The 3703-nt window shown below is 67.5% G+C and carries 3 protein-coding genes; 2 read left to right on the forward strand and 1 reads right to left on the reverse strand.

The genetic code is table 11. From position 1 onward, the window contains the following. Window positions 1–1230: 4-aminobutyrate--2-oxoglutarate transaminase (gabT, locus tag RR928_RS22540; RefSeq protein WP_332684339.1), on the reverse strand; the 1230-nt coding region annotated here is incomplete at its 3' end. Between the two features lie 93 nt (window positions 1231–1323). On the opposite strand from gabT, the gene pdxR reads away from it, so the two are divergent. Beyond that, entirely contained in the window at window positions 1324–2859 is a 1536-nt protein-coding gene (pdxR, locus tag RR928_RS22545) for a MocR-like pyridoxine biosynthesis transcription factor PdxR (protein WP_332539938.1), read from the forward strand. 58 nt (window positions 2860–2917) lie between these two features. Beyond that, on the forward strand, window positions 2918–3703 hold a 786-nt coding region (locus tag RR928_RS22550), incomplete at its 3' end, for an IclR family transcriptional regulator (RefSeq protein WP_332549677.1).

Genomic DNA, 3703 nt, shown 5'->3' on the forward strand with positions numbered 1-3703 from the left:
GGCGTCGAACTGGGCGTCGGGGATGGTCAGCGGGTAGAGGAAACGGATCACATTGCCGTGCTGGCCGCAGCTCAGCAGCAGCAGGCCGCGCTGCAGCGCTTCCTTCTGGATGCGCGCCACCAGCGCGCTGTCCGGCGCCTTGGTCTGAGGATCGGCGCACTCCATGGCAATCATGGAACCCAGACCGCGCACGTCGGCGATCGCGGGAATGCGTTCGCGCAGGTCGTTGAGGAACTCCTGCAGGCGCGCGCCCAGCTGCACCGAGCGCGCCAGCAGCTGCTCCTGCTCGATGACGTCGAGCACCGCATGCGCGGCGGCGACGGCCAGCGGGTTGCCCGCATAGGTGCCGCCCAGGCCGCCGGGGTGGGCGGCGTCCATGACTGCGGCGCGGCCGCAGACCGCCGACAGCGGCATGCCGCCCGCGAGGCTCTTGGCCATGGTCATGATGTCGGGGCGCACCGCGTAGTGCTGCATTGCGAACAGCTTGCCCGTGCGGCCGAAGCCGGTCTGCACTTCGTCGGCAATCAGCAGGATGCCATGCTTGTCGCAGACCTGGCGCAGGCCGGCGAACAGCGCGGCATCGGCCACATTGAAGCCGCCTTCGCCCTGCACCGGCTCGACGATGATGGCCGCGACACGGCCGGGCTCGATGTCGCACTTGAACAGGTGCTCGAGTGCATCAAGGCTGTGCTGCACCGACACGCCGCGCAGCGGGGCGGGGAAGGGCAGGTGATAGACCTCGCCCGGAAACGGACCGAAACCGGCCTTGTAGGGCTGGACCTTGCCGGTCAGCGCCAGGCCCATCATGGTGCGGCCGTGAAAGCCGCCGCCAAAAGCGATGACGCCGGGGCGGCCGGTGCTGACGCGGGCGATCTTGATGGCATTCTCGACGGCCTCGGCTCCCGTGGTGAAGAAAGCGGTCTTCCTCGCGCCATCCATCGGCACCAAGGCGTTGAGGCGCTCGGCCAGGGCCACGGCGCTTTCGTAGGGCACGATCTGGAAGGCCGTATGCGTGAAGCGCTGGAGCTGGGCCTGGATGGCGGCGACGACCTTGGGGTGGCGATGGCCGGTGTTGACCACGGCGATGCCCGCGGCGAAATCGGTGTACTGCTTGCCTTCCACGTCCCAGATGGTCGCGTTCTCGGCGCGGTCCGCATAGAACTCGCACAGCACGCCCACGCCACGCGGGGTGGCGTCGAGCCGGCGCTGATCGATCTGCTGGTTGTTCATGGAGGATCTCGTTGGCGGGTGGTTGATGAACGGATTACACAGAGAATCAGTCCTATAATCCAGCGCCACTTTGACCAAAATGGATGGTGCCAATTGAAGTCCCTCAGCGGCGACCTGATCGCCCCCCGGCTGGCACAATTGCGCCGCGAAAAGCCCGCCATGCCGGTCAACCGGCTGCTCTATGAATGCCTGCGCGACGCCATCCACGACGCGAGCCTGCCGGCCGCGACGCGCCTGCCGCCCACGCGCGATCTGGCGCTGCAGGCCGGCATCTCGCGCAATACCGTCATGCATGCCTACGAGCAGCTGATGGCCGAGGGCTATACCAAGGGTCTTACCGGCAGCGGCACCTATGTGGCGCAGCGCATTCCCGACCTGGCGCCGGTCAAGCCCAGCCAGGCGGTCGTGGCCCTGCCCGGCAAGGCCGTGGCGGGGCGGCTGTCTGCGCGCGGGCGCAAGGTTGTCATGAACGCCAAGGCCCAGTCCACGCAGTGGGGTGCCTTCCTGCCCGGCGTGCCCGACGTGACCCAGGTGCCGCATGCCAAGCTTGCGCAGATCACCGCGCGCCTGAGCCGCGAACTGCCGCCCGCGACGCTCAGCTATGCGACCAACGGCGGCTATCCGAAACTGCACCAGAGCCTTGCGGTCTATCTGCGCCAGGCGCGTTCCGTGGTCTGCGAGCCCGGCCAGATCGTCGTCACCGAAGGCGTGCACCAGGCGATCGATCTGATCACGCGCGTGCTGGGCGATGCGGGCGACCATGCCTGGGTCGAGGAGCCCGGGTACTGGGGCACGCGCAGCATCCTGGAAATCAACGGCATACGGCTCAAGCCCATGCCGGTCGACGCCGAAGGCATGCGCTTTGCGCGCAACGCCGCGGGCAAGCCGCCGCGCTTTGCGTTTGTCACGCCTTCGCACCAGTACCCGCTGGGCCCGGTCATGAGCCTGGCGCGCCGGCTCGATCTGCTGGCCTATGCGACGCGCCACGGCACCTGGGTGGTCGAGGACGACTACGACAGCGAATTTCGTTTCTCCGGCCACCCCGTGGCCTCGCTGCAAGGCCTGCTTCCTGGCGCTCCGGTGATCTATGTGGGCACGTTCAGCAAGACGCTCTACCCTGGGCTGCGCATGGCCTACATGGTCGTGCCCGCGCCGTTTGCCGCAGCGTTTCGCACCGCGCAATCGGAGCTGTACCGCGGCGGCCACATGCTGCAGCAGGCCGCGCTGGCCGAGTTCATGGACAGCGGCCAGTACGCCGCCCATATCCGCCGCATGCGCCTCATCTATTCGGCGCGCCGCGCCTATCTGATGGGGCTGGTCGAACAGTCGCTGGGGCCTGGCTGGGTGCATGAATACGACAGCAATGCGGGCCTGCATCTTGTGCTGTCGCTGCCGCCGGGCAGCGACGACGTGGCGATTGCCGCGGACGCCGCGGCCCAGGGCGTGATCGCCCGGCCGCTGTCGAACTACTATCTGGGCCGCAACCCCCGCCCGGGACTGATGCTGGCCTTCGCCAGCATTCCCCAGGAGGAAATGCTGGCGCCGTGGCGCATCGTCGCGCGCTGCATTCTCAAGGCGTGCGGCAAGCGGGCCGAGCCGCCTGTCGCCACGCCAACGCGGTGCGCTTGAAGTATTGAAATAAGATACAAACACTTTTGGAAATAGTTCAGAGAAGGTACGTGCCTGAATGGGAAACCCCGTGACGCCGGATGCCGCCGACGAGTCGGCCGAGAAAAAGGATTTCCTGTACGTGGCAGCCGTGGAACGCGCGATGCGCGTGCTCGAAGCCTTTGCGGCCCGGCCGGGCGATCTGGGGCTGACCGAGCTCGCCGAGATGACGGGCCTGGGCAAAAGCGCGGCCCAGCGCTTTGTTTTCACCTGGGAAAAGCTCGGCTACCTGACGCGCGATCCGGCCTCGCGCCGGCTGCGCATGACGCCCAGGGCGGTCGAACTGGGCCATTCGTATCTGAAAGGCGATCCCTTGATCGCGCAGGTCGCGCCGCATCTGGGCGTGCTGCGCGATCAGTTCGGCCTGGCCGTCAACCTGAGCATGCGCCGCGGCGACGACATGGTCTACCTGCTGCGCCTGCCCAGCCGCCAGCTCACGCTGTCCGAGATGCTTCCCGGTCGCCGCCTGCCGGCCTGGTCCAATGCGAGCGGCCGCATGCTGCTGACGCAGTGCAGCGATGAGGAACTGCGCGCCATCTATCAACGCCAGCCGCCGCTGGCGTTCACGCCGCGCACCACCACCGATCTGGGATCGCTGCTGGGCGAGATTGCGAAGGCGCGCGCCGATGGCTATGTGATCACCCAGCACCAGATGAACATGCACCAGGTCGGCGTCGCCGTGCTGGCCACCGTGTCTTCGGGCGCGCAGGTGGCGATAGGCATGTCGACCACGCTGGACGACTATTCGCCGGCCCGCGTCGAGACCGACCTCGTGCCCGCGCTGTTCAGGGCGGCGGCGGCGCTG

Origin of the sequence: Comamonas sp. (assembly GCF_036666375.1) — a bacterium.
Classification (GTDB): domain Bacteria; phylum Pseudomonadota; class Gammaproteobacteria; order Burkholderiales; family Burkholderiaceae_C; genus Comamonas.